19 protein-coding genes, 1 other RNA gene and 2 pseudogenes are annotated in these 22,880 nt (G+C 64.2%); 12 read left to right on the forward strand and 10 right to left on the reverse strand.

Annotated elements, in window-relative coordinates:
- Positions 1-76 precede the first annotated feature (76 nt).
- Together ruvC and GPL20_RS34065 are read right to left on the reverse strand one after the other, a co-directional pair.
- Positions 77-604 (reverse strand): crossover junction endodeoxyribonuclease RuvC, encoded by a 528-nt coding sequence (gene ruvC, locus GPL20_RS34060; protein ID WP_157336257.1) that lies wholly within the window; start codon positions 602-604, stop codon positions 77-79.
- A 221-nt stretch (positions 605-825) separates the two neighbouring features.
- The gene (locus tag GPL20_RS34065; RefSeq protein ID WP_157336263.1) at positions 826-1,572 is read right to left on the reverse strand and encodes a YebC/PmpR family DNA-binding transcriptional regulator; all 747 of its coding nucleotides are present in this window, start codon (positions 1,570-1,572) and stop codon (positions 826-828) included.
- Positions 1,573-1,795: 223 nt separating this feature from the next.
- On the opposite strand from GPL20_RS34065, the gene GPL20_RS34070 reads away from it, so the two are divergent.
- The 3 genes and pseudogenes from GPL20_RS34070 to GPL20_RS34080 all read left to right on the forward strand — a co-directional run.
- A complete protein-coding gene (locus GPL20_RS34070; RefSeq protein ID WP_157336271.1) occupies positions 1,796-3,544 on the forward strand; it encodes a methyl-accepting chemotaxis protein in 1,749 nt (582 codons plus the stop codon).
- 187 nt (positions 3,545-3,731) lie between these two features.
- Positions 3,732-5,156, forward strand: a complete 1,425-nt coding sequence (locus tag GPL20_RS34075) for a methyl-accepting chemotaxis protein (protein WP_157336276.1) — start codon at positions 3,732-3,734, stop codon at positions 5,154-5,156.
- Positions 5,157-5,338: 182 nt separating this feature from the next.
- Positions 5,339-5,503 (forward strand): annotated as a pseudogene (locus GPL20_RS34080) (c-type cytochrome); the annotation flags it as partial.
- Positions 5,504-5,696: 193 nt separating this feature from the next.
- On the opposite strand, the gene GPL20_RS34085 reads toward GPL20_RS34080, so the two are convergent.
- Both GPL20_RS34085 and GPL20_RS34090 read right to left on the reverse strand, forming a co-directional pair.
- On the reverse strand, positions 5,697-6,440 hold the full coding sequence (locus GPL20_RS34085) for a hypothetical protein (protein ID WP_157336281.1): 744 nt from the start codon (positions 6,438-6,440) through the stop codon (positions 5,697-5,699).
- A complete protein-coding gene (locus GPL20_RS34090) occupies positions 6,437-7,387 on the reverse strand; it encodes an abortive infection family protein (RefSeq protein ID WP_157336287.1) in 951 nt (316 codons plus the stop codon). Before GPL20_RS34090 ends, GPL20_RS34085 begins: the two co-directional genes overlap by 4 nt.
- A 143-nt stretch (positions 7,388-7,530) precedes the next feature.
- Between GPL20_RS34090 and GPL20_RS40200 the strand changes: the two are divergent.
- A pseudogene (locus GPL20_RS40200) lies at positions 7,531-8,394 on the forward strand (c-type cytochrome); the annotation flags it as partial.
- Between the two features lie 245 nt (positions 8,395-8,639).
- Here the strand turns inward: GPL20_RS40200 and GPL20_RS34100 are convergent.
- Entirely contained in the window at positions 8,640-9,737 is a 1,098-nt protein-coding gene (locus GPL20_RS34100; RefSeq protein ID WP_157336293.1) for a cyclase family protein, read from the reverse strand.
- Between the two features lie 119 nt (positions 9,738-9,856).
- Here GPL20_RS34100 and GPL20_RS34105 point away from each other — a divergent pair, with 119 nt between their 5' ends.
- Positions 9,857-10,924, forward strand: a complete 1,068-nt coding sequence (locus tag GPL20_RS34105) for a CobW family GTP-binding protein (protein WP_157336298.1) — start codon at positions 9,857-9,859, stop codon at positions 10,922-10,924.
- Between the two features lie 255 nt (positions 10,925-11,179).
- On the opposite strand, the gene GPL20_RS34110 is transcribed toward GPL20_RS34105, so the two are convergent.
- The 5 genes from GPL20_RS34110 to GPL20_RS34130 form a co-directional block, all read right to left on the reverse strand.
- Positions 11,180-12,004, reverse strand: coding sequence for a TIGR00282 family metallophosphoesterase (locus GPL20_RS34110; protein WP_157336303.1), 825 nt, complete (start codon positions 12,002-12,004; stop codon positions 11,180-11,182).
- Positions 11,982-12,578: a 5-formyltetrahydrofolate cyclo-ligase gene (locus GPL20_RS34115; protein WP_157336314.1), complete on the reverse strand. Its 597-nt coding sequence runs from the start codon at positions 12,576-12,578 to the stop codon at positions 11,982-11,984. The genes GPL20_RS34110 and GPL20_RS34115 overlap by 23 nt, the downstream gene beginning before the upstream one ends.
- A 162-nt stretch (positions 12,579-12,740) precedes the next feature.
- Positions 12,741-12,901, reverse strand: a non-coding RNA gene (gene ssrS / locus GPL20_RS34120) — 6S RNA.
- Positions 12,902-13,108: 207 nt separating this feature from the next.
- The gene (locus tag GPL20_RS34125) at positions 13,109-13,492 is read right to left on the reverse strand and encodes a cell division protein ZapA (RefSeq protein WP_157336318.1); all 384 of its coding nucleotides are present in this window, start codon (positions 13,490-13,492) and stop codon (positions 13,109-13,111) included.
- Positions 13,489-13,809, reverse strand: coding sequence for a DUF4164 domain-containing protein (locus GPL20_RS34130; RefSeq protein ID WP_014439722.1), 321 nt, complete (start codon positions 13,807-13,809; stop codon positions 13,489-13,491). Before GPL20_RS34130 ends, GPL20_RS34125 begins: the two co-directional genes overlap by 4 nt.
- Positions 13,810-14,196: 387 nt before the next feature.
- On the opposite strand from GPL20_RS34130, the gene tkt reads away from it, so the two are divergent.
- The 7 genes from tkt to GPL20_RS34165 all read left to right on the forward strand — a co-directional run bounded on the left by tkt (position 14,197) and on the right by GPL20_RS34165 (position 22,847).
- Positions 14,197-16,182, forward strand: a complete 1,986-nt coding sequence (gene tkt, locus GPL20_RS34135; protein ID WP_157336324.1) for a transketolase — start codon at positions 14,197-14,199, stop codon at positions 16,180-16,182.
- A 169-nt stretch (positions 16,183-16,351) separates the two neighbouring features.
- The gene (gap, locus tag GPL20_RS34140; protein WP_157336338.1) at positions 16,352-17,359 is read left to right on the forward strand and encodes a type I glyceraldehyde-3-phosphate dehydrogenase; all 1,008 of its coding nucleotides are present in this window, start codon (positions 16,352-16,354) and stop codon (positions 17,357-17,359) included.
- A gap of 134 nt (positions 17,360-17,493) precedes the next feature.
- Entirely contained in the window at positions 17,494-18,690 is a 1,197-nt protein-coding gene (locus GPL20_RS34145) for a phosphoglycerate kinase (protein ID WP_157336345.1), read from the forward strand.
- A 71-nt stretch (positions 18,691-18,761) separates the two neighbouring features.
- On the forward strand, positions 18,762-19,829 hold the full coding sequence (fba, locus tag GPL20_RS34150; protein WP_157336351.1) for a class II fructose-bisphosphate aldolase: 1,068 nt from the start codon (positions 18,762-18,764) through the stop codon (positions 19,827-19,829).
- A 241-nt stretch (positions 19,830-20,070) separates the two neighbouring features.
- Complete coding sequence (locus GPL20_RS34155) at positions 20,071-21,096, forward strand: class I fructose-bisphosphate aldolase (RefSeq protein ID WP_157336356.1); 1,026 nt, start codon at positions 20,071-20,073, stop codon at positions 21,094-21,096.
- Between the two features lie 3 nt (positions 21,097-21,099).
- Positions 21,100-21,774, forward strand: a complete 675-nt coding sequence (locus tag GPL20_RS34160) for a thiamine phosphate synthase (protein WP_157336360.1) — start codon at positions 21,100-21,102, stop codon at positions 21,772-21,774.
- An 8-nt stretch (positions 21,775-21,782) separates the two neighbouring features.
- A complete protein-coding gene (locus GPL20_RS34165) occupies positions 21,783-22,847 on the forward strand; it encodes a tetratricopeptide repeat protein (protein WP_157336363.1) in 1,065 nt (354 codons plus the stop codon).
- The last annotated feature ends 33 nt before the right edge of the window (positions 22,848-22,880 follow it).

Raw genomic sequence — 22,880 nt, forward strand, 5'->3', positions numbered from 1 at the left:
CCCCTCCCCGACCCTCCCCCACAAGGGGGGAGGGAGCGCAGCGTGCAAGCCGCTCATATCTGCCTCGCAATGCGCATTAGAGCCCCACCACCTTCAGCCTGAGCGCCGTGCTCTGGCGGTGATGGGCGTGGGTGATGGCGATGGCGAGCGCATCGGCGGCATCTGCCGACGGCGGCTCGGCCTTGGGCAGCAATATCTTGAGCATCATCGCGATCTGGTGCTTGTCGGCGTGGCCAGCGCCGACCACCGTCTTCTTGACCTGGTTCGGCGCGTATTCGGCGACACTGATGCCGAACATTGCGGGCGCCAGCATGGCGACGCCACGGGCCTGGCCGAGCTTCAGCGTCGCCACGCCGTCCTTGTTGACGAAGGTCTGCTCGACCGCGGCTTCCACCGGCTTGTGGTCGGACAGGACGGAAGCGAGCCCTTCGTGAATCGCGAGCAGACGGCTCGACAGCGGCAAGTCGTCCGGCGGTTCCACCGAGCCGCAGGCGACGTAGATCAAACGATTGCCCTCGGCCTCGATCACGCCCCAGCCGGTGCGGCGCAGGCCGGGGTCGATGCCGATGATGCGAACGGGGCCACGAATCGGGAGCGCAGTCATGGGCCAGTGATAGCGGCTGGCCGGACTGAGGGAAACAGAAACAGAACGGAAGTAACAGGGGAAGTGGAAGTGGGTGAGCGCCGCTGCCCACGCCATACTCCGTCGTCATACCCCGCGAAGGCGGGGTATCCAGTACGCCGCGGCTTCTCCGTATTCTTCAAACGTCTCTGGAATACTGGGTCGCCCGGTCAAGCCGGGCGACGACAGCGGCAGGTGAGGCCTCACCCGCCCATCTTCGCGACCAGCGCGTCCGACACCTCGAAATTGGCGTAGACGTTCTGGACGTCGTCGTGCTCGTTGAGCAGGTCCATCAACTTGAGCAGCTTCTCGCCGGTCTCGTCGTCGACCGCGACAGTGTTCTGCGGCTTCCAGATCAGCGCGGCCTTGCGCGGCTCGCCGAACTTGGCTTCCAGCGCCTTGGCGACGTCGCGATAGCTCTCGGTCGAGGCGTAGATCTCGTGGCCGCTCTCGCTCGAGACCACGTCGTCGGCGCCGGCCTCGATCGCGGCATCGAGCACCGCATCGTCATCAGCGACGCTGCGGTCGTATTCGATGATCCCGGTGCGGTCGAACATGAAGGAGACCGAGCCGGTTTCGCCGAGGTTGCCGCCGGACTTGGTGAAGAACGAGCGGATATCGGAGGCGGCACGGTTGCGGTTGTCGGTCAGTGCCTCGACGATGACGGCGACGCCGCCGGGGCCATAACCCTCGTAGCGGATCTCGTCATAGTTCTCGCCGTCGCTGCCGAGCGCCTTCTTGATGGCGCGCTCGATATTGTCCTTCGGCATGTTCTCCTGGCGCGCGGCGATCACGGCGGCACGCAGGCGCGGGTTCATGGCGGGGTCGGGCGTGCCGAGCTTGGCCGCGACGGTGATTTCCCGCGCCAGCTTGCCGAACAGCTTCGACTTCTGCGCATCCTGCCGCCCCTTGCGGTGCATGATGTTCTTGAATTGGGAATGTCCGGCCATGCGTGGTCTCTTGAATGGTCTTTGGAATCGGTCGCCGATGGGGTGGGAAGCGCGGCCTTATAGGCCGCCAACCCACCGGAATCAAAGGGCTCTGATGCTTTAAGGTAGCACTGTAAAGTTAGCCACCGGAATGGTCCGTGCCTAGATGTCGGGCAGCGTTAACCCTGATTTCATTCCGGCCTGCGAAAATAGCGTCCGCCCGTTCCCCGACAAGAGAGACGAGATGGCGTTCGGACTATTTCGGAAGCGTCTGCCGGACATGGCCGCGCCTGCGGCAGTTCCCCAGGCGGCACAGCCGGTGGCCAATTCCGAGCCCACCCCGGCCGCCGAGGGCGATTCCGCCAGGGAAATCCTCGAATTGCTGGAACTCGAGCTGGGCGCGATGATCCGCCAGCTCGAGCGCGCCGCTAATTCCGTGGCGGGCGGCGCCGAAGCGACCGCAACGACGCTCGCCGCCATCCGCGAGCGCACCGACGCGCTGACCGGCCGCAGCAATGCCGCGCAGTCGACCGCGTCCACCTTCGCCCATGCCGCCGACAAGTTCACCCAGTCCGCCCACGGCATCGGGGCGCAGGTTCGCGAGGCCGGCAAGCTCGCCGACGAGGCCAGCGCCGCGGCCCGGGAAGCCCGTGCCAATGTCGACCGCCTGCGCGAATCCTCGGCAGCGATCGGCAACGTCGTCAACCTGATCGCGCAGATCGCGCGGCAGACGACACTGCTCGCGCTGAACTCGACCATCGAGGCCGCACGTGCGGGCGCCGCGGGCAAAGGTTTTGCCGTCGTCGCCACCGAGGTCAAGGCACTCGCGGTGCAGACCCAGGGCGCGACGGAAGAGATCACCAGGAAGATCGACGCGCTCCAGCGCGACGCCGCCGGCTCCGCGGATGCGGTGCACCGCATCTCGCAGGCGATCGAGGCGATCCGCCCGGTGTTCGAAACCGTCAACGGGGCGGTCGCCGAGCAGAACGCCACCACCAGCGAAGTCTCCGGCAACGCCGCCAGCGCGTCGGAGTTCATCGTCTCGGTCGGCGAGAGCGCGGCCGAGATCGATGCCGCGACCAAGGCGGCCGAGACCCACGGCGAGAGCGTCGCCAGCGCCGGCAAGGCCGTCACCACCTTCGCACAGAAGCTGAAGTCGCGCTGCGCCGTGCTGCTGCGCCAGAGCGAGCACGACGACCGCCGCAAGACCGAGCGTCTGCCCTGCCATCTCAAGTTCGAAACCGCGCGCGGCGTGATGCCGGTCTACGAAATCGCGATGGACGGCGTGCTGATCGGCGGCGCCGACGCCGGCCGGCTTGCGCCGCAAGCGATGATCGAGGGCACCCTCGAAGAGGTCGGCCCCTGCCGCCTGCGCGTGGTCGAGCAATCCAAGGCCGGTGCCCGTGCGCAATTCGTCAGCCCCGACGCCGTGCTCCGCGAGAAGATCGAAGACAGGCTGTGGTCGATCCACGAGGAGAATACCGAGTTCGTCACCCGCGCCATGGAGGCGGGCAACGCGCTGACCAGTATCTTCGAGCAGGCGCTTGCGCGCGGCGAGATCGGGATCGACGACCTCTTCGACACCGACTATGTGGAGATCGCGGGCACCAACCCGCAGCAATACCGCACCAGATATCTCGACTGGGCCGACCGCGCGCTGCCGCCCTTCCAGGAAGCCTTTCTCGCCAAGGAACCGCGCATGGCGTTCTGCGCCATGGTCGACCGCAATGGCTTCCTGCCGGTGCACAACAAGATCTATTCGCATCCGCAGCGGCCGGGCGACGTTGCCTGGAACACGGCCAACAGCCGCAACCGGCGGATCTTCAACGATCCGGCGGGGTTGGCGGCCGCGCACAACCTGCGCTCGTACCTGGTCCAGAGCTACGCACGCGACATGGGCAACGGGAACACGGTGATGATGCGCGAGATCGACGTCCCGATCCGCGTGCAGGGCCGGCACTGGGGTGGCTTCCGCACCGCCTACAAGCTCTAGCGCATGATCCGAAAGTTGTGCAGCGGGCCTTCGGCCAGAGCATGCTCAAACCAAAGAACTAAGGCGAATTGCGCCCTATTGCACGCTCAGGCAAGACGGCGGCGGCGAATCATCCTCTAAAATCGAAACTGGAATGGGAATGCCGCCGTGAGCCGGCGAACGGCTCTGACTGGAGGACTCATCGAATATGTCCGTCGCACAACTTGCAGTTATGGACACCGACTCCAACCGGACGCTGGCTGAACGGCTGATCGACCAGCTCGCCGACCGCATCGGCGGGCTCGGCGTGGAACTCGCCGACATCGCCGGCAACGTCCAGGAAGTCGCAAACCGCGTCGCGAACCAGTCGGAACGATTCCACCACCTCCAGAGGACGGCCGAGACCATGGTCTCGGCCAACCACGATATCGCCAACGCATCGCAGGCGGTGCAATCGACCACGTCGGCGGCGGTCGGTGAGATCGCGCAGTCGCGCAGCGCGGTCGACACCGCGGTCAGCCACATCTCCGAGCTCGTCGCGGCCGTCGAACGCATCGAGGCACGCTTGAGCGCGGTCGGCTCGGCGCTGGCGCAGGTGGCCAAGGTGTCCGGCTCGATCGAGGCGATCGCGAAGCAGACCAATCTGCTCGCGCTGAACGCCACCATCGAAGCGGCGCGCGCCGGCAACGCCGGCCGCGGCTTCGCGGTGGTCGCAAGCGAGGTGAAGAACCTCGCGGAAGCCACCCGCCAGGCCACCCATCAGATCTCCGACACCGTGCGCGACCTCGACGGCCAGATCGAAGGCCTGATCGGCGAGAGCAGCGACGCCTCGCAGCGCGCCAAGACCGCCGGCGAAGGCGCCCAGCAGATCTCCGGCATCATCTCGCGCGTCCAACAGGGTTTTGCCTCCGTGGAGGCGGAGATCGACAGCGTCACGCGCGCGGCGACCTCCAACCTCGGACACTGCGACACCGTCATCAGCGAGCTCAACGAGCTCGCCAAGGGCGTCGATCTGTCCTCGCGCGACCTCAAATATGCCGACGAGCGGGTGGCAAAGCTGCTCGACACCTCCGAAGGCCTGATCGCGCTGATCGCCGACAGCGGCGTCGAGACAACGGACGCGCCGCTGATCCGCGTCGTCGTCGAGACCGCCAGGCGGATCTCGGCCGAGTTCGAGGCCGCGATCGACCGCGGCGACATCACGCTCGACCAGCTCATGGACGAGAAGTACCGCGAAATTCCCGGCACCGATCCCAAGCAATATCTCACCAGCTACGTCGAGTTCACCGACCGCGTGCTGCCCGCCATCCAGGACCCGGTTCAGAAATCCGATCCCCGCATCGTGTTCTGCGTCGCCTGGGCCAAGGGCGGCTATCTGCCGACCCACAATCCGAACTACCGCCTGCCGCAGGGCAAGGACCCGGTCTGGAATAACGCCAATTGCCGCAACCGCCGCCTGTTCACCGATCGCGCGGTGAAGAAGGTCGCGGCGAACACCAAGCCGTTCCTGCTCCAGACCTACCGCCGCGACATGGGCGGCGGGCAGTTCGTGCTGATGAAGGATCTGTCCTCGCCGATCATGATTCGCGGCAAGCACTGGGGCGCCTTCCGGATGGGCTTCCGGCAGAGCTGACGGGCGCTGCGCGGCCGCCCTCCGGCATCTCCAAAACAAAAAGCTCGAAAACAACCCCATGCACAGTAGCCGGGGTGTGCGGAATCAATGGCTTATGCCGGCAGGCCGCGACGCGTTTGACTCGTCGGGCAAAACAGGGGCATAATGCTATTTTTCCGAAATGTCATTTTCTTGTGGCTCCCCAGATCGTGCTGTCAGGCACCAGGCGCTACACGCCCGACGGCGCGCTCTCGATGCCCGCATTCGGCAACGCCTACACCGACGACGAGATCGCGGCAGTGGCGAACTACGTCACGAAGCTGACGGCGAAGGACGTTGCGGAGCTGCGGGAGCAGACGGCGGAGTAAGTTTCGCGCCGACGAACACTGTACCCTCTCCCCTTGTTGCGGGAGAGAGTGGCTTCGGCGAAGCGAAGCCGGGTGAGGGGTCTCTCTCCGCAAGCGTGAGCCTCTCGCAGTCTAGTTCGCCGACAGAACCCCTCATCCGGCGCTTCGCGCCACCTTCTCCCGCAAGGGGAGATGTAGACAATTGGCTGCATAGCTAAAGCGTTTCGATCTGCTTGACGGACTCCCAACGCAAAAACCGAATCTTCTTGTCGTCGAGGGAGAAGAATAAGAGTCCCTTATCTCCGCCCCGGACGAGGCGTGCTGGAAGCACTTTGTCATCGATGCCAATCTTCTCGGTTGGCTCTTGACTGTTCAGAATGGTGTTGGCGCGTTGAAGTCCGATCAAAAAGGAGAGTATCAGCGAAGCTATAGCGCACGCTGCCATCAAGGCAGGAGCTCGGGTCTTCCACGCCTCATGAACGCTCTGCGCATTTGCGAGATATAAAAGCATGCAGCTAAGCAGGAATGCCGAAGTGTACTGCCCCCGCCAGACGCCGTGAATTATGAAAAGGACCATGAACCCCGTCCACAATCGCTGTATCCATATCATGGATCGGAGGCCTTGAGCACAAGCTCTCACCAAAGAACCTAGTCTGCCCAGTTGTGGCTCCGCATCTCCTCTGGCGGAAGCGAAACCGTCGCGGTACCCCAGTCGGTAACCGTACCATCCGCTAGTAGACCAGAAGAGGAGAACTGCGACCGGAGGAATGGCGAAAGGCAGTGACTGGAGTGCAAAAACGAGATGCTCGCTTAAGCTAAAAAATGAAAAGAAGCCGAGACCGATCCCTACAAAGAATCCCACGTCGTAGGTGACTGCCAATGAGCTTGCGAGCAACGGTCCGGCAAAGGTCAAAATTTTAAGTGCGTTGTCACCGACGACGGGACTGTCTTGGCTCACAAGCGTTTTTCCGCTTCAGATAAAAATAAGATGGTTGAGGCGGTCATGTGAAGAACATAAGCGACCAACTCATCAGGAGGCTCGGGCCTCGCTTGCGTGCCAGAGCCGTGACCAGCTTGACGATTCCGCGCGGTTGGGATTCCTGATTGAAGGACGCTTCGCAGACCTGCAAAATGGCCTTGCCAAAATGATGGGATCAGACCTTGTGACAGACAGATGTTGACGAGATCGGATGCGCTGGCCTTGTTCTTGTCGTAAGTCCAACCGCGCTTGTCGCAGAGTGCTTTCATCGTGCTCTCAAACGATTTGCATGCGTCTACGAGCGCTTCTTCTTTCGTACCGTGTCGATAGTGCTCGAACGCGCTCAGGAATTCTTCCTGCGCACCGGCGAAGTGTTCGCCATGCAAAATGGCAAGTGCGGGGATAACGACTTCACTGTGTACCAGCTGCGAGTCGACTCGCAGAAGTTTGCCTTCCGTGAATTGATAGCCCACTCCATGCTCTTTAAATCTAGCGTTCAATTCCTCGACGGCGCTGTCAGCAATCTTTCTGTTTTTTCTACCGTGGGGATAATACTCTTCTCCACAGTACACTTCGATTATTCGGAACGTTAGTTCGATTGCATCAAGGATGCGACCGTTATCCTCTTCTTTAAGAAACCAGCTTACAAGGTCGGCTCTGGCTTCTCTTTTATCTTGCGGATCGCGAGAATTTGAGAGTTTGAATACTCCGTACTCACGACGGAGGATTTGAGCTATCTGGAGGTAGGTGCTCTGAATTGTCTGTGTGTCGGCATCACGTGAACGATACTCAACGCCGATGGCATCGTCCCACATGTGCACGACTTGCGTTCGTAGGGTGGTCGGAATGCTGTCGTATGTATAAACATCGGATAATTGGCCCAATTCTTTCTTGCGCCGCTTCGAATAGAGTTCCCAAACTGCCATTTAAATGCTCTGCCGGTTTTTCGATTTTCACGCCCGTATTCCGCGAATCACGGTGTCTAAGATGGCACAACGCACGGTAGCAACGCGGGAATTGGGAGGCTTGTCCTGATTATTCACAAGCTTGTGTGATCACCGAACCACCCAGTGTGCCCGCGTCCGTCGCGGCGCTGGCGCCGGACAACACGCTGTCGTTCCCGTTCAACCAGCGCTGGGCGATGATGTTCTGGTCGGCCGTGTTCAATCCGGACACGCGCTTTACGCCTGATGCCTCGAAGAGCCCGGAGTGGAACAGAGGCGCGTATCTTGCGGAAGCCCTGGCCCATTGCGGCGAATGCCATACGCCGCGCAATCTTGCCTTCGCGCTCGACAACCGGAAGAAGTTCGCTGGCGCCATCACGGCCGGGTGGCGCGCCTTCAACATCTCCTCCGACAAGGCCACCGGCCTCGGCAACTGGCGCGACGAGGATCTGATCTCCTATCTCTCGCTCGGCCACGCGCCGGGTCACGGCTCGGCCTCGGGCCCGATGGGCGAAGCGGTCGACCGCAGCTTCAGCCAGTTCGCGCCCGAGGACATCCGCGCCATCGTCGTCTATCTGCGCAGCGTGCCGCCGCAGCCTTCGCCCGATCTGCCGGCCACCACGGCGCCGGCGGCCCCCGCCTCGCACCGCGACGGCGTCACCGCGGACGCGCGCGGCAAGAAGGTGTTCGCCAGCGCCTGCGCCAGCTGTCACGGCTGGAGCGGCGAGAGCCCGGTCTCGCCGATGGCGACGCTGACCGGCACCTGGGCCGTCAACGACCCCGCCGCCACCAACGTCGCCCAGATCGTGCTGTCAGGCACCAGGCGCTACACGCCCGACGGCGCGCTCTCGATGCCCGCATTCGGCAACGCCTACACCGACGACGAGATCGCGGCGGTGGCGAACTACGTCACGGCGCGGTTCGGCACCAAGGGCTCGAAGCTGACGGCGAAGGATGTGGCGGAGCTGCGGGAGCAGACGGCGGAGTAGCGTGATGGTGGATTGATGAGAGGTCACGCGTCAATCTCCGCTGTCGTCCCGGACAAGCGAAGCGCAGATCCGGGACCCATACGCCGCAGCAAAACTTTTGCGAAGACTCGGAGTGACCAGCTTCGCGCGCAACTACTCCCTGGGGTTATGGGTCCCGGCCTTCGCCGGGACGACATCGAGTATGTGGCGTCGGCCCAACCAAAACATCAGCGCGGACGCTTCATTCGCCGCGCTGATCTTGGTCCTCACGTAATCGCGATCGGGCAGCCGTTGCTTCCCGTAGCGCCCTTGATCGGGGCCGGAGTGAAACTATAGACGAACTGATATTTCTTGTCGGCGATCAGATCGTCGAAGATCAGGTTCTCGTGGTTGAGGATGCCGTTCTTGGTTTGCAGCTCGGCATGAACCACGAAGGCGAGCGTCTTGTCGGGATTGGGCACCACCTCGACAGCCCAGGTGTCAGCTCCCGTGAGCGCGAGATCCTTCTCGACGATCCATTTGGCAGCGTCGAGGCCGATGCCCGGCTCTCCGCTGTTGAAGCGATCATTGTTCTTCATCCAAAGCGAGCCCCAGCCGGTGTGGAACATGATCGCGTCGCCGGGCTTGATGTCGCTCTCGGGAATGTTCTGCTTCGCCAGCGCCGCCTTGATGTCGGCCGAGGTGATCTCCTGGCCGGCATCCATCATGCCACCCTTGAGAGCGACCATGTCGATCAGATGCGCGCGGGTGAAGATCGGCTTGAGCTTCTCGATGCCGAGCTTCTTCAGGCCGTAGGCGTCGCTGATCTCGGCGGCGGTGAAGCCGTTGTAGAACCGCATCTCGCTCTTGTCGCCCTCCTTGCCCATCTGGATGCCGATGTGGCCGAGGCCGTCGAACTGCGTGCCGGTCTGGCCGATCTCGGTGGCGAGAAACTCGTCGTGATACACGAGCTTGTTGTCGCCGAACGGGCCGCCAGTCGGGCTGCCGGGAATGCGCAGCGCGAACACGCGCGCGCCGAACAGCGGCATCGCGGCCTCGTAGACGCGACCAATCTTGTAGATCTTGCCGTCCTTGATCCACTTCGCCGCGTCGAGGACCTTCGCCGGGGTGATGTGGTTGGATGCGCCGGACTCGTCATCCTTGCCCCATTTCGAGGGCCACCACGGCTTGTCGACATTCTTGGGCATGGAGGTGGCGGTCTGCGCCTGGGCTTGGCTGATCGGCGCGAGCGAGAACTTGCCATGCATCGAGCCGGCGAGCGCCGCGCCGGCCACGCCGGCAATGCCCGCTGTGCGGAGCAAAGTCCGGCGATCAGTCGTGGCGCCACTGCCGTCTTGATCTACGTCATTGATTTCATTAGACATTGCACCCTCCCAGGTTGTAGTCCGAATAAGCCGGACTCTAAAATTGTTTCAGTCACCCTCCTCCTCCGCTAGGTTGTTGTCCAGCGACAAAAATAAGACCGTTGGTGCGAGAGCTTCCAATGAGCCTGTTTGAAGGCGACAAATCCGAGCAGCGACTTCCGGTCTCGCTGATCACCGGCTTTCTCGGCAGCGGCAAGACGACATTGCTCAATCGTCTGCTGCGCCACGACGGCATGAAGGACAGCGCCGTCATCATCAACGAGTATGGCGAGGTCAGTCTCGATCATCTCCTGGTCGAGCGCGTCGATGGCGAGGTTGCCGTGCTCGCAAGCGGCTGCATCTGCTGCACCATCCGCAGCGACCTCGAGGAGACGCTGAGAAGCCTCCTGGTGAAGCGAGACCGCGGCGAGATTCCGCCGTTCCGCCGTATCCTGGTCGAGACCACCGGTCTCGCCGACCCCGCGCCGATCGTGCAGCTCCTGCTCAACAATCCTCTCGTCTCGCACTTCCTGCGGCTCGACACGGTCGTGACCACGGTCGATGCGGTCAACGCGCCGCATCAGCTCGATCGGCAATATGAGGCAGTGAAACAGGTGGCATTGGCCGACCGGCTGTTGATCACCAAAAGCGATCTGGTCGAGGACATCTCGGCGCTGGAGCTGCGCCTGCGGCGGCTCAATCCCGGCGCCAGAACCGAAAGCGTCAGTCACGGCAAGATCGATCCCGCGCAGCTATTCGGCGCCGGCCTGATCGATCCCGAACTGAAAAGGATAGACATTGAGCGCTGGCTCAACGAGCGGGCCTTCGCGGAACCACATGGGGACGCCGGTCATTCGCATCACGATCATCACGCGCACCATGACCATGGCCATCATGATCACGATGCGTCGATCGCCAGCTTCATGCTGGCGTTCGACGAGCCGCTCGACTGGATAGAAGTGACACGCTGGCTTGGGTATCTGCGCAATGCGCGCGGACAGGACCTGCTGCGGGTGAAGGGAATTCTCAACCTCCGCGACGAGCCGACGCCGATCGTGATCCACGGCGTGCACCACGTCTTCCATCCGCCGGTCGCGCTCGGTGGCTGGCCCGACAGCGATCGCCGCTCGCGCATCGTGTTCATCACACGCGGCATCGCGCGCGCGGAAGTGCTTGAGCTCTGGCAGGCGGTCCGCGCGGCGGCCTGAGACAGCGGTCGAAACGAGCGACGCTGCCCTCCCTTCTCCCCTTGTGGGAGAGGTGGCATAGGCGGCCTTCGGCCGCCGTTCTTAAGAACGCCGAAACGAAGCTTCGGCTACGGCGCCGGATGAGGGGTCTTTCTCCACGCGCTCAGATGCGAGAGATTCACTCGCGGAGAGGGACCCCTCACCCGTCTCGCCGCTACACGGCGAGCCACCCTCTCCCACAAGGGGAGAGGGTGCACCGTCAATGCCGCTCAAAACTCAGCTCAACCAGAATTTCGGCGTCGCCGGCTCCAACCTTCCGCCGACACGCACCGGCGCGATGCGGAGCGCGAGACCCGTTGCGTCATCCGTTTCCACCGCGACGGCGCTCAGCGTCGCCGTCCCCGCGGCCGGCTCGAAGCGGCCTGACGGAATCCCCGAGGTGAAGCGGCGCAGCGGCTCTTCCTTCTGCATGCCGATGATGGAGTCGTAATCGCCGGTCATGCCGGCATCGGTCATGTAGGCAGTGCCGCCGCCGAGGATCTGGTGGTCGGCGGTCGGTACGTGCGTGTGCGTGCCGACGACGAGGCTGGCGCGGCCGTCGCAGAAGAAGCCGATGCCCTGCTTCTCGCTGGTCGCCTCGCAATGGAAGTCGACGACGATGGCGTCGGCGGCGACCCCGAGCGGACAGGCGCCGAGCTCGCGCTCGAGCGCTGCGAAGGGATCGTCGAACGGGGTCATGAAGACGCGGCCCAACGCGTTGACGACGAGCGCATGCTTGCCGTTCTTGGTCTCGACCAGCGCGGCACCGCGGCCGGGCGTGCCGCGCGGATAGTTCGCCGGCCGCACCAGGCGCTCCGCGCGCTCGATGAACACCAAGGCCTCGCGCTGATCCCAGGAATGATTGCCGAGCGTCACCGCATCGGCGCCGGCGTCGAGAAACTCCTGATAGATCGCTTCCGTGATGCCGAAGCCTCCGGCGGCATTCTCGCCGTTGACGACGACGAAATCGAGCGACCAGTCCTTGACCATGCCGGGCAGATGGTCGGCGATCGCCGCACGCCCCGCGCGCCCGACGACATCACCCACGAAGAGAATGCGCAACTTCAGAACTCCGGAAATCGAACACGTCCGATTCCGTTAGCACATAATCCAGCGCGACGTCGTGGGATAGTGCCGGAACCGCCTCGATCTCCTGCGCTGCGAAAGCAAGCCCGATCCCGACGATGTGCTTGGTCCTGCGCAGATGCGCGAAGGTGAAATCGTAATGCCCCGCACCATAGCCGATGCGATGGCCGAGACGGTCGAACGCCGCGAGCGGCGTCAGCATGATGTCCGGGATGACCTCGGCTGCCGCGGGCGACGGCTCGGGAATGCCGAGCGGGCCGAGCATCAGGCGGTCGTTCGGATGGAAGATGCGGAAGATCAGCGACTGCCCGCGCGCGGTGACGCAAGGCAGTGCCAGCTTCGCGCCCTCTTCAGCGAGCCTCGTGAGCAGCGGCATCGGATCGATCTCGCTGCGGATCGGCGAATAGCCGGAAACGATGCTGCCGGGCAGAAAAGTGAAAGGCAGCCCGCGCTTGGCGAGTTTTGCGGCGGCCGCAGCGCGCTTCTTCTCGCTCAGCGCGTCGCGTTTTGCGAGGGCTTTGGCACGGAGTGCGGCTTTCGAATTGGTCATTCGCTTTGGTCCCCCACGTCACCACCTGCAATAGCGGTGATCCAGTATTCCAGAGGCGGTGGTGTTTCACACAAAGGCCGCGGCGTACTGGATGCCCCGTGAAGCCGGGCATGACTGAACTGGCCGCAGTCATTTCGACAGGCACGAACCAGAAGGAAACAGTGCGAAGCCGCGGACGCCGTTGAAGCACTCGATCCCGGAGTTCCCTACGAAAGTAGGTGGGCACCATATGTCCGGGCCCACGGGCCCGGCCAGGGACAGTTCCCTAAAGGATCGATAAGGCCCCGGGGATATATGGCTCCTGACGCACGTCGCAGCTTCGCATCCGCAATCTAACAACGATACTGACGAATCGCCAGCCCGGCCTTGGGTGATTGCCGCCAGGGCTCGGGCCTGCATGGTTCGAGACGCCCGCTTTGGCGGGCTCCTCACCATGAGGGTCTACACTCCCACCACGAAACCAGACCTCATCCTGAGGTGCCCGCGATAGCGGGCGTCTCGAAGGATGACCGCAAGGAAACGACCAACGGTCACCCGATCGCGATGCCGTTGCCGACGGTCCGGTTCAGGACCTGGGTCGACTTCTCGATGCGTTCGGCCGCGGCGTTCAGCGCATTCACCACCGCGGTCTGCGTCATCCTGGCGCGCTCGACGGCGGCGTTGCGGAAATCCCGCAGCTCGGTCAGCTCCTGCTCCATGGTGCGGACCCGGTTGCCGGCGTCGATCAGCTCGTCGCAGACGGTCAGCGCCGCCATCACGGTGAGGCGCGCATCGCCGATCTCGCCGAACTTTCCACGCAGGGACTGGATGCGCGTCTCCAGGCTCTCCGCGAGCTTGAGCAGCCGCACCTCCTGGCCCTCCTCGCAGGCCATGCGGTATTGCCGGCCATTGATGGTGACGTTGATGTGGCTCATCCGTCCTCTCCGGTATCGAGCACCGAGCGTATCGTGACGATCGCGGAATCCAGCCGGTCGGAGATCTCGCGGTTGGTGCGCTCGAGCTTGCGCGCTTTCACCAATGCGCCATCGAGTTCGTCTGCAAGGCGCGAGCGATCGGCGCCCAGCGCCTGGATTCGTGCCGCGAGCTCGTTCTCGTCGCGATCGGCATCGCGGCGCCGTTCGACCGCGCTTTCAAGCGCATCGAGCGCCGCGGTGAGCCTGCGGGTCGCAATCTCGATCTCGACGGCGGACGACTCCGTCATGGCAGAACTGTTGGACACGCGATCGTTCATGGAGTCAGCGGCGGAACCTATGGCCTTTGCCCAGTGGCCTTATTCCTGGGGCTCGCCGTCCGGCAAAAGACTCGGTTCGGCAAGCGGTTAGAAGCAGAAATTTACGTGGCAAGCTAGCCGAGCGCAACGCCGCCGCGAAACTATGCACCGGTAGATCGGATGAATCATCCCGATCTACCGGTTTCTTCCTCGGCACGATCTCGCGGGAAAACCGGCCTCCACTTTTCCGGATCGTGCCGTAAGCAACTTTTACGGCCAAACCGGCGTTTGATTGCCTTGGACTCCCGGAACCGAGATGCTATCCCAGCCCCGACCTTAAGCGGCCGAAAGGCTCCTTCCCGCGCGCGCGAATCCCGCCAAGCGCCTCATTTCAGACGGATTTCAGACATGACGCAGGTCGACCACACCCGTATGGCCAACGCGATCCGCGGCCTTTCGATGGACGCTGTGGAGAAGGCGAAATCCGGCCATCCCGGCCTGCCGATGGGTGCCGCCGACATCGCCACGGTGCTGTTCTCGCAGTTCCTGAAATTCGACGCCGCCGCACCGGCCTGGCCGGATCGCGACCGGTTCGTGCTCTCCGCCGGCCACGGCTCGATGCTGCTCTATTCGCTGCTGTATCTGACCGGCAATTCCGAGATGACGCTGGACCAGATCAAGCAATTCCGCCAGGTCGATTCGCTGACGCCGGGACACCCCGAAAACTTCCGCACCAAGGGCATCGAGACCACCACCGGCCCGCTCGGCCAGGGCATCTCCACCGCGGTCGGCATGGCGCTCGCGGAGAAGATGCTGGCCGCCGAGTTCGGCAAGAAGATCGTCGATCACCACACCTATGTGCTCGCCTCCGACGGCGACCTGATGGAAGGCGTGTCGCAGGAAGCGATCGCGATGGCCGGGCACTGGAAGCTCAACAAGCTGATCGTGCTCTACGACGACAACGGCATCTCGATCGACGGCCCGACCTCGATCGCCGATTCCGTCGACCAGGTGAAGCGCTTCAAGTCGGCGGGCTGGGCTGCCGAGAAGATCGACGGCCACGACAAGGCCGCCATCGCCGACGCCATCACGCGCGCGAAGAAGTCGAACAAGCCGACGCTGATCGCCTGCCGCACCACCATCGGTTTCGGCGCGCCGCACAAGGCCGGCACCGCGAAGGTGCATGGCGAGGCGCTCGGCGCCGAGGAGCTCAAGGCCGCCAAGGAAAACCTCGGCATCTCGCTCGAGCCGTTCTCGGTGCCCGATGACGTGCTGAAGGCGTGGCGTGCAGCCGGCAGCCGCGGCTCCGTGGCTCGGCAGGAATGGGAAGGCCGGCTTGGTGAGCTCGGCAGCCGCAAGCGCGCCGAGTTCGAGCGTCGTCTGCGCCACGAGCGTCCGGCCTCGCTGGCGAAGGCGGTGCGCGCGTACAAGAAGGAGCTGCTGGAAAAGCCGATGGTTGCGGCCACACGCAAATCGTCGGAAGCCGTGATCGAAGTGATCGCCGGCGCCATGCCGATGGAATTCCTCGCAGGCTCCGCCGACCTCACCGGCTCCAACAACAACAAGGCGAAGTCGGCGACCGCCTTCTCGGCCAAGACGCCGAAGGGCCGCTTCATCCACTACGGCATCCGCGAGCACGGCATGGCCGCGGCGATGAACGGCATCTTCCTGCACGGCGGCTTCGCGCCGAACGGCGCGACCTTCCTGGTGTTCACCGATTATGCGCGGCCTGCGATGCGGGTTGCCGCTCTGATGGGCGCCGGCGTCGTCTACGTGATGACGCACGATTCGATCGGCCTCGGCGAGGACGGCCCGACCCACCAGCCGGTCGAGCATCTTGCCGCACTTCGCGCCATTCCCAACATGCGCGTGTTCCGTCCCTGCGATTCCGTCGAGGTTGCCGAGTGCTGGGAGCTCGCGCTCAACCGCATCGACGGCCCAACCGTGCTGGCGCTGACGCGGCAGAACCTGCCGCAGCTGCGCACCACCGCGCCGAACGACAATCCCTGCGCGGCCGGCGCCTACGAGCTGGTCCCGGCCCAGGGCGAAGCCAGGGCGACGCTGTTTGCTTCCGGCTCCGAGGTCGAGATCGCGGTCGCGGCCCAGAAGCAGCTCGCCGAGCGCGGCATCGCGTCACGGGTGGTCTCGGTGCCCTCGCTCGAGCTGTTGTTAGCGCAACCAGAGGCCAAGCGCGCCGCAATCATCGGCAACGCGCCGGTGAAGGTTGCGATCGAGGCGGCGGTGCGCTGGGGCTGGGATGCCGTGATCGGCCAGGATGGCGAGTTCGTCGGCATGCATTCCTTCGGCGAAAGCGGTCCGGCGAAGGACCTTTTCAAGCATTTCGGCATTACCGCCGAGGCTGCGGTGAACGCCGTGCTGAAGCGCGTTTCCTGAGAGTTGAGCTTGCCAAAAAAAAGGACTACGTAACTCCTCATATGATCAAGCACCGCCCGGCCGAACCGGGCGTCCGCCCTAAAAAACCCTCGCAGGCGCGCTAAGCGCGTTGTGCGGGAAGACAGACGTCATTGATACGCGTCATTGAACGGTCATAAGGAGACGAAACATGGCAGTCCGCGTCGGAATTAACGGTTTTGGCCGCATCGGCCGCAACGTGCTGCGGGCTATCGCCGAGTCAGGCCGCAAGGACATCGAGGTCGTCGGCATCAACGATCTCGGTCCGGTCGAGACCAACGCCCATCTGCTCCGCTTCGACAGCGTCCATGGCCGCTTCCCCGGCACCGTGACCGTCGACGGCGACTCGATCAGCCTCGGAGCCAACAAGATCAAGGTGACCGCCGAGCGTGATCCCTCGAAGCTGCCCTGGAAGGATCTCGGCATCGACATCGCGCTGGAATGCACCGGCATCTTCACCTCGAAGGACAAGGCCTCGGCGCATCTGACCGCCGGCGCCAAGCGCGTGCTGGTCTCCGCGCCCGCCGACGGCGCCGACGCCACCATCGTCTACGGCGTCAACCACGACACGCTGACCAAGGACCATCTGGTCATCTCCAACGGCTCCTGCACCACCAACTGCCTCGCGCCGGTGGCCAAGGTGCTGAACGACCTCGTCGGCATCGAGACCGGCTTCATGACCACGATCCACGCCTACACCGGCGACCAGCCGACGCTGGACACGCTGCACAAGGATCTCTATCGCGGCCGCGCCGCTGCGATGTCGATGATCCCGACCTCGACCGGCGCCGCCAAGGCGATCGGGCTCGTGCTGCCCGAACTGAAGGGCAAGCTCGACGGCGTCGCGATCCGCGTGCCGACGCCGAACGTCTCGGTCGTCGACCTCAAGATCGTCGCCAAGCGCGCAACCGACGCCAAGGAAGTCAACGCAGCGATGAAGCGTGCCTCCGAGCAGCAGCTCAAGGGCATCCTCGGCTACACCAGCGCGCCGAACGTCTCGATCGACTTCAACCACGACCCGCACTCCTCGACCTTCCACGAGGACCAGACCAAGGTGCAGAACGGCACGCTGGTGCGCGTGATGTCCTGGTACGACAACGAGTGGGGCTTCTCGAACCGCATGGCGGACACCGCCGTCGCGATCGCGAAGGTGATCTAAGGATCTGGTGCGTTCTAGTTGCACTGTCATTCCGGGATGGTCCGAAGGACCAGACCCGGAATCTCGAGATTCCGGGTTCGCGCTGCGCGCGCCCCGGAATGACTGCCTAGAGGCCCGGGACAAGAGAGCCAAAGATGACCAACAAATTCCGCACCCTCGACGACGTCGACGTGAAGGGCAAGCGCGTGCTGCTGCGCGTCGATCTCAACGTGCCCATGGAGAACGGGCGCGTCACCGACGCGACGCGGCTCGAGCGCGTTGCGCCGACCATCACCGAGCTCGCCGACAAGGGGGCCAAGGTCATCCTGCTCGCGCATTTCGGCCGGCCGAAGGGGCGCGATCCCAAAGAGTCGCTCAAGCCCGTCGCCGAAGCGCTGTCGAAGGTGGTGAAGAAGCCCGTCGCCTTTGCCGATGATTGCATCGGCGAGCCCGCGGCCACGGCCGTGGCTGGCTTGAACGACGGCGACATCCTGTGCCTCGAAAACACCCGCTTCCACAAGGAAGAGGAAAAGAACGATCCCGCCTTCGTCGCTGAACTGGCCAAGCTCGGCGACATCTGGGTCAGTGACGCGTTCTCGGCCGCGCACCGCGCCCACGCGTCCACCGAGGGCCTCGGCCACAAGCTGCCGGCCTATGCCGGCCGCACCATGCAGGCCGAGCTCGATGCGCTGGAGAAGGCGCTGGGCTCGCCGACCAAGCCCGTCATCGCCATCATCGGCGGCGCCAAGGTCTCGACCAAGATCGACCTGCTCGAAAACCTCGTGAACAAGGTCGACGCGCTCGTGATCGGCGGCGGCATGGCCAACACCTTCCTGCACGCCCAGGGCGTCGCGGTCGGCAAGTCGCTGGCCGAGAAGGATCTCGCCCCGACCGCGCTGCGCATCATGGAGAAGGCGGAAGCCGCCAACTGCGCCATCATCCTGCCGGTCGATGCCACCGTCGCCTATCATTTCGCCGCCAACGCGCCGTCGCATGCCTATGGGCTCGATGCGATACCGGCCGACGGCATGATCCTGGACGTCGGTCCACAGTCGATCGCGCGCGTTCACGCCGCGATCGACGATGCGGCGACGCTGGTCTGGAACGGACCGCTCGGGGCCTTCGAGATGCAGCCCTTCGACCGCGGCACCGTCGCGGCCGCCAGGCACGCCGCCGAGCGCACCAAGGCGAAGAAGCTGATCTCGATCGCGGGTGGCGGCGACACCGTCGCGGCCCTCAACCAGGCCCACGTGGCCGGTGAATTCACCTATGTCTCGACCGCCGGTGGCGCATTTCTTGAATGGATGGAAGGCAAGCCCCTGCCCGGCGTCGAGGTCCTGCGCATCAAGTAATCAGTCGGCAATCAGCTGGCGGCCTTCAAGTAGTTAGTGGCCTTGCAGGCCAAAACGGGAGAAAAAGACACATGGCTCGGATCACGTTGCGTCAATTGCTCGACCATGCGGCGGAGAACGATTACGGCGTACCGGCCTTCAACATCAACAACATGGAGCAGGCGCTGGCGATCATGGACGCCGCCAATCAGGTCGATGCGCCCGTCATCATCCAGGCCTCGCGCGGTGCGCGCTCCTACGCCAACGACGTCATGCTCAAGCACATGATGGACGCGGTGACCGAGATCTACCCGCACATCCCGGTCTGCGTGCATCTCGACCACGGCAACGAGCCGGCGACCTGCATGACCGCGATCCAGGCCGGCTTCACCTCGGTGATGATGGACGGCTCGCTCAAGGCCGACGGCAAGACCCCCGGCGACTGGGGCTACAATGTCGGCGTCACCAAGACCGTGACCGACATGGCCCATCTCGGCGGCATCTCGGTCGAGGGCGAGCTCGGCGTGCTCGGCTCGCTGGAGACCGGCATGGGCGACAAGGAAGACGGCCACGGCGCCGAGGGCAAGCTCAGCCACGACCAGCTCCTGACCAATCCGGACGAGGCCGTGAAGTTCGTCCAGGAGACCAGGGTCGACGCGCTCGCGATTGCGATGGGCACCTCACATGGCGCCTACAAGTTCACCCGCAAGCCGGACGGCGACATCCTCGCCATGAACGTGATCGAGGAGATCCACCGCAAGCTGCCGAACACGCATCTCGTCATGCACGGTTCCTCGTCCGTGCCGCAGGACCTCCAGGACATCATCAACGCCTATGGCGGCAAGATGAAGCCGACCTGGGGCGTGCCGGTCGCCGAGATCCAGCGCGGCATCAAGAACGGCGTGCGCAAGATCAACATCGACACCGACAACCGCATGGCGATGACCGGCCAGATCCGCAAGGTACTCAAGGACAATCCGGAAGAGTTCGATCCGCGCAAGTACCTGAAGCCGGCCATGGAAGCGATGACCAAGCTGTGCAAGCAGCGGCTCCAGGAGTTCAACACCGCAGGCCAGGCCTCCAAGATCAAGACGGTGCTGACCACCGCCGAGATGGCCAAGCGCTACGCCAAGGGCGAGCTCGACCCCAAGGTAGCGTAAGCGATCGCGCGGTGGCGTAAGGCCTTCAGCCACACCCTCCTGTCATTCCGGGACACGCGAAGCGTGGGCCCGGAATCCATAACCACAGCTTGGGGTTATGGATTCCGGGCCTGCGCCTTTCGGCGCATCCCGGAATGACAGAGACCCCCCCTTTACCCTGCGACCAACGTTAACTCGGCAATTGCCCGAGAACGGTCTATTTTCCCGGGCAAGGGCAGAATCGTTTTGGGAGGACCTCTCGATGAATCTGACTGAGCTCAACAGGATCGCGACCGCCATGGTCGCCCCCGGCAAGGGCATCCTTGCCGCCGACGAATCCTCCGGCACCATCAAGAAACGCTTTGACGCGATCGGCGTGGAATCGACCGAAGAGAACCGCCGCGACTATCGCGAGATGCTGTTCCGCTCCAAGGACGCCATGAGCCAGTACATCTCCGGCGTGATCCTCTACGACGAGACGATCTGGCAGGATGCCAAGGACGGCACGCCGCTGGTCAAGCTGATCGAGCAGAGCGGCGCCATTCCCGGCATCAAGGTCGACGAAGGCACGCAGGCCCTGCCGATGTGCCCCGGCGAGCTCGTCACCGTCGGGCTCGACAAGCTCGCCGAGCGGCTGAAGAAATACTATGAGCGGGGCGCGCGCTTCGCCAAATGGCGCGCGGTGATCGACATCGGCGGCGGCATCCCCTCGATGACCGCGATCAGCGTCAACGCCCACGCGCTGGCGCGCTACGCCGCGCTGTGCCAGGCGGCGCAGATCGTGCCGATCGTCGAGCCGGAAGTGCTGATGGACGGTGATCACGACATCGAGCGCTGCTATGAGGTCACGAGCCGCGTGCTCAGCAAGACGTTTCAGGAGTTGCGCGTGCAGCGCGTCGCGCTCGAAGGCATGGTACTGAAACCCAACATGGCGATCTCAGGCAAGAAGTGCGCAAAGCAGGCTCCCGTCGAGGAAGTCGCGGAGAAGACGATACGGCTGCTGAAGGCCTGCGTGCCGGCAGCGGTGCCCGGCATCGCTTTCCTCTCCGGCGGCCAGTCCGACGAAGAGGCAACCGCGCATCTCAATGCCATGCACAAGCTCGGCCCGCTGCCCTGGGGCCTGACCTTCTCCTACGGCCGCGCGCTCCAGGCCGCGCCGCAGAAGGCCTGGTCCGGCAAGGCCGAAAACGTCGCGGCCGGCCAGCGCGCCTTCAGCCATCGCGCGCAGATGAACGGCCTCGCCTCGAAGGGCGAATGGCAAAGCAGCCTGGAAAAGAAGGCAGCCTAGATCTTGTCGAACAAATCGCCACCGCCGCGCCCGGCGCCGCGCCTTTATCTTGCGACGCCGGTCGTCGATGACCCCGCTTCGCTTGTCGCCGAGCTGCCGGGCTTGCTCGCCTCCGCCGACGTCGCGGCCGTGCTGCTGCGATTGAAGGAGACCGACCAGCGCACGATGATCTCGCGCATCAAGGCTTTGGCGCCGCCGGTGCAGAAGGCGGGTGCCGCGCTGCTCGTCGACGGCCACGCCGAGCTGGTGGCGCGCGGCGGCGCCGACGGCGCGCATCTTGCGGGGATCGCCGCGCTGGAAGAGGCGATGCCCTCGCTCAAGCCCGATCGCATCGCCGGCGTCGGCGCGCTCGCGACACGCCACGATTCCATGAGCGCGGGCGAGATGGGCGCGGACTACGTTCTGTTCGGCGAGCCCGACGCCAACGGCCAGCGCCCGTCGGCGCAGGCCATTGCCGAGCGGCTGGACTGGTGGGCCGAGCTGTTCGAGCCGCCTTGCGTCGGCTTTGCCACTTCGCTGGAGGAGGCCTACGACTTCGCCGCCAACGGTGCCGATTTCGTGCTGGTCGGTGAATTCGTCTGGGCCGATCCGCGCGGGCCCAAGGCCGCGCTGATCGAAGCCGATGCTGCGATCAAGAAGGCCTATGCGACGGCGCCCGTGATCCAGGGGCACGGCTAGCGCCCAAGATGAAACTCCCGCGCATCACCCTTCTGGCCACGCTGCTGCTGACGACGCCCGCGGCCGCGCAGCTCCAGATCACCCCGCCGGCCGCGACGCCGAGCCCGGCGCCTGAGAAGCAGAAGACCAAGCCACACACGATCACCAAAAAGAAGGAGGCCGCGCCGGCACCGAAGCCGTCGTCCTCCCCGAAGCCAGCGCCGGCCCCGACCGTGATCCCTGCCCCACCGACCGACAATCCCAATGTCGACCTGGTGTTCGGCGCCTATCAGCGCGGCCAGTACAAGACGGCGCTCGAGCTCGCCACCGCCCGCGCCAAGACCGGCGATCCCAAGGCGATGACGATGCTCGGCGAGCTCTATTCCAACGCCATGGGCATCAGGCGCGACTACGCCAAGGCCGCCGAATGGTACAAGCGCGCTGCGGACGCCGGCGACCGCGAGGCGATGTTCGCACTCGCCATGCTGCGCATTTCCGGCCGCGGCGGCCCGGTCGACAAGGGCGAGGCGGTCAAGCTGATGGCGTCGGCCGCCAAGCTCGGCGAGCCCAAGGCAGCCTATAACCTGGCCTTGCTCTATCTCGACGGTCAGACCCTGCCGCAGGACGTCAAGCGGTCGGCCGAGCTGCTGCGCCAGGCGGCCGACGCCGGCCTGCCCGAGGCGCAATACGCGCTGGCGACCTTCTACAAGGAGGGCACCGGCGTGCCCAAGGACCCGGAACGCGCCGTGCGGCTGCTCCAGGCCGCCTCGCTCGCCGACAATGTCGATGCCGAGGTCGAATATGCCATCGCCATGTTCAACGGCACCGGGACCCCGAAGAACCAGCCGGCCGCTGTCGCGTTGCTGCGCAAGGCGTCCCGGCAGGGCAGCGCGATCGCGCAGAACCGGCTGGCCTGGGTGCTGATCAACGGCGTCGGCACATCCGTGGACAAGGTCGAGGGCTTCAAATGGCATCTGGTGGCCAAGACCGCCGGCAAGGGCGATCCGGAGCTCGACAAGCAATTGTCCGACCTGCCGGCCGAGGACCGGGCCAAGGCGGAAGCCGCAGCCAGAAAGTGGCTCGGGACCAAATGACTTGACCCAATGACTTGACGTAAGGGCCCTCGC

The organism is Bradyrhizobium cajani (assembly GCF_009759665.1).
GTDB lineage: Bacteria > Pseudomonadota > Alphaproteobacteria > Rhizobiales > Xanthobacteraceae > Bradyrhizobium > Bradyrhizobium cajani.